Annotated in this window: 2 protein-coding genes; both read left to right on the forward strand. The window is 63.7% G+C overall.

Annotated elements, in window-relative coordinates; all coding sequences use genetic code 11:
• Positions 1–103: 103 nt before the first annotated feature.
• Positions 104–1,342, forward strand: coding sequence for a multiple monosaccharide ABC transporter permease (mmsB, locus tag JF66_RS16435; RefSeq protein WP_035879718.1), 1,239 nt, complete (start codon positions 104–106; stop codon positions 1,340–1,342).
• A gap of 484 nt (positions 1,343–1,826) precedes the next feature.
• Complete coding sequence (locus JF66_RS16440; protein WP_035879719.1) at positions 1,827–2,816, forward strand: hypothetical protein; 990 nt, start codon at positions 1,827–1,829, stop codon at positions 2,814–2,816.
• Positions 2,817–3,517: the final 701 nt, after the last annotated feature.

Consider the following 3,517-nt stretch of genomic DNA (forward strand, 5'->3'; position numbering starts at 1 on the left):
GGGGGAGTTCCCGATCGCGGATGCCAGCCCGGAGCTCCTCATCAAACACATGACCATGGAAAAGGCCCGCTAGCGTCGGCGCAGCGGTAAAGGAGAAACGCTCATGAGCAACCAAACCAAGCAGCCGACCGAAACGGCCCCGGGCTTCGAGTCCAACCCCAGCACCAATAGAGCCGCGTCCTGGCTCACCCATCTCCTCGCGGACCTGGGCAAGAACGGCATCTTCATCGCCCTCATCGTGGTGGTGGTGCTCTTCAGCATCCTGACCGATGGCATCCTGCTGCGTCCGCAGAACATCTCCAACCTGATCGTGCAGAACGGGTACATCCTCGTGCTGGCGGTCGGCATGGTTATGGTGATCATCGCGGGCCACATCGACCTGTCGGTCGGATCGGTTGCGGCCTTCGTCGGCGCCTGCTCCGGCGTGTTCGCGGTGACGTGGGGGCTCCCGTGGTGGCTGTCCATCATCCTGTCCCTCGGCATCGGCGCCCTGGTCGGAATGTGGCAGGGCTTCTGGATCGCCTACGTGGGCATCCCGGCGTTCATCGTCACGCTGGCCGGCATGCTCATCTTCCGCGGTCTGGCGCTCGCTGTTCTCGGCAACGCGAACATCGGCTCGTTCCCGGCGGAGTACCGCGCGCTCGGTAACGGGTTCCTCACGAACCTGTTCGGCGAATTCGCCTATGACCCGTTTACCCTCGGCATCGCGGTCATCGCGATCCTCGCGCTGATCGTGCAGCAGGTTCGTGCTCGGGTAGCTCGTGCCGCGTACGGCCAGGACGTTGAGCCGATCATCTGGTTCGTGCTCAAGCTCGTGCTGATCACCGCAGCCATCGGATCCTTCGCACTCGCGCTGGCCTCCTACAAGGGCATCCCGGTGACCCTGATCGTGCTCGCCGTTCTTGTCTTGATCTACGGCGTCATCATGAACCGCACGATCTTCGGCCGCCACATCTACGCCATCGGCGGCAACCGCCATGCGGCGGAGCTCTCGGGCATCAAGACCCGCAAGGTGGACTTCTACCTCTTCGTCAACATGGGAATCCTCGCTGCCCTGGCCGGCCTCATCTTCACGGCCCGGCTGAACCTTGCCGGTCCCAAGGCCGGTGATGGCTTCGAGCTCGAAGCCATCTCGGCGGCCTTCATCGGTGGCGCGGCGGTCACGGGTGGTGTCGGCACCATCGGCGGAGCCATCATCGGTGGTCTGATCATCGGTGTTCTGAACAACGGTATGTCGATTCTTGGAATCGGAATCGAGTGGCAGCAGGCCGTCAAGGGCCTCGTGCTCCTGTTCGCCGTGGCGTTCGACGTGTACAACAAGCGCCGCGCGGGCGGTCGCTAGCAGTTTCCCGCACGGGCCCCGGTCGTCTTCGGACGCCGGGGCCTTGTTCGTGCCCGCGTGTCGGCGCACGGGTTTCCCGGTGGCGTGGCGTTCCTTCCGCTGGGTGCGCTGGTTTCCGGATGGTGTGTTGTTCCTTCTGGAGGGTGCGCCGGGTCTTCCGGAGCCTGCGCTGGTTTCCGGAGGGTGCGCTGTGGTGGGCCGGTCGGATGCGTTGGCGCAGGTTGTGGAGGTTGGCGTATGTTCCTGGGTGCGCCTGTTTCCGGATGGTGTGTTGTTCCTTCTGGAGGGTGCGCTGGGTCTTCCGGGGCCTGCGCTGGTTTCTGGTGGGTGCGCCGGGCCTTCCGGGGCCTGCGCGGTTTGCACGAGGGTTCGCTGGTCGGGGATCTGTGCCGTGGCAGTCGTCCACAGGTGAGTCGTGACCCGCGGCCATCCCCAGATTTGAGGACGGCCTCCCAGGGCGGGGTCATCGGGGTGACAGTGGAGCATGATCTCAAGCCTGGAAGTTCTGGACACCTGCCGGGACGGACTCATCCCCAGCGCGGCGCTGAGCGCGGCCGGCATGAATTCGCACGTGGTCGAGACCTTGCTGAGATGTGGGGAGCTCGTGAGGGTAAGGCGCGGAATCTACGCCATTGGGGAGACGTGGCGAAGCGCCAGCCTCGACGGGCGATATGCCACATTCGTACGCGCGACAGCACTGGCGGCCGGCCGGCCGCTCGTCTTCTCCCACCTGTCGGCGGCGTCTTTGCACGGGTTGCCGATCGTCGGTCCGTGGCCGAAGGCAGTGCATGTGCTGAGCTCGCGTGCGAGCGGGGGCAATACGGCACGTTTCACAACCAGTCATCAGGCGACTGCGTCTCGCACTGAGACTGTGTTGCTCGCGGGGTGCCGTGCCACGAGCCTGGCGCGGACTCTGGTGGACGTCGCCGCCAGCAGCACGTTTCTGATTGGCGTCACCATGATGGACCACGCCCTGCGCGTTGACGCGGAGAGGATGGAGGCGGAGGTAAAGCGGGGGATACGACCGGTGGCTGCGCTGACAAAGGACGTGCTCCTGGGCGAACTTGCCGCAGGGCGCCCACACTCCGGTGCCGTCCAGGCAGAGCGGGCGATAGCGTTCGCCAACCCGCTCTCGGCGACTCCGGGCGAAAGCCTGAGCCGTGTGCGGATTCATGAGCTGGGATTCGAGGTGCCGGAGCTGCAGGTGCACTTTTGCGTGGACGGTCGCGATTTCTGGGTTGACTTCTACTGGCGACGGGTGCGCAAGATGGCCGAATTCGACGGTGAACTCAAATACACGCGTGGCATCGTTCTGGCAGATCGCGACCCGGGAGAGGTCGTGTTCCAGGAAAAGAAGCGTGAGGACATGCTGCGTACGCGTGCGAACAGTTTCGATCGGTGGGTCTGGGAAATTGCGTATTCGCCGCGGCGCTTCTTCGATTTCCTGACGGATCACGGAATTCCGCGAGCCTAATCCCGTCGCTTCGGCGGCATCCGGAGGGTGCGCTGGCTTCTGGGAGGTGCGCTGTGGTTTCTGGGAGGTGCGCTGGATTGGCTGGGCGGATGCGTTGGCGCAGGTTCGGGAAGGGGGCACATGGTGCTGGGTGCGCTGGCTTCTGGGAGGTGCGCTGTGGTTTCCGGAGGGTGCGCTGGCTTCCGGAGGGTGCGCTGCGCATTCTGGGAGGTGCGCTGGATTGGCCGGGCGGATGCGCTGGCGCAGGCTTGGGAAGGGGGCGCATGGTGCTGGGTGCGCTGGCTTCTGGGAGGTGCGCTGTGGTTTCTGGAGGGTGCGCTGGCTTCCGCGGGGTGCGCTGGCTTGCGAGCGGTGCGCTGGGGGAGGTCCGTTGCCCGCCCGGGCGACGACACGCCGGAGGAGTTTCCACAGGCAAATAGATGGCGAGAGGGCGGGCTGTGGATAACTTGCCGAACGGCCGCGGAAACAGGCACTTTTCGGAGGCGGCCCTGTGGGTAACTCCGTGGAATGTCGGTGGATAACTACATAATTGTAATTACCTCATGTAGTGGCTATACCCAATTCCAATCACTAGATGTAGTATTAGGAGATCAGCCCGACACTAGTGAACGGCGAAAGACTTCCTCACTATTGCAGCATCAAAATCAAGAATCCTGAACGATAGAAAGGCCATCTGCTATGGCAATTACGGTCTACACCAA

Source organism: Cryobacterium sp. MLB-32 (assembly GCF_000738085.1).
Classification (GTDB): Bacteria; Actinomycetota; Actinomycetes; order Actinomycetales; family Microbacteriaceae; genus Cryobacterium.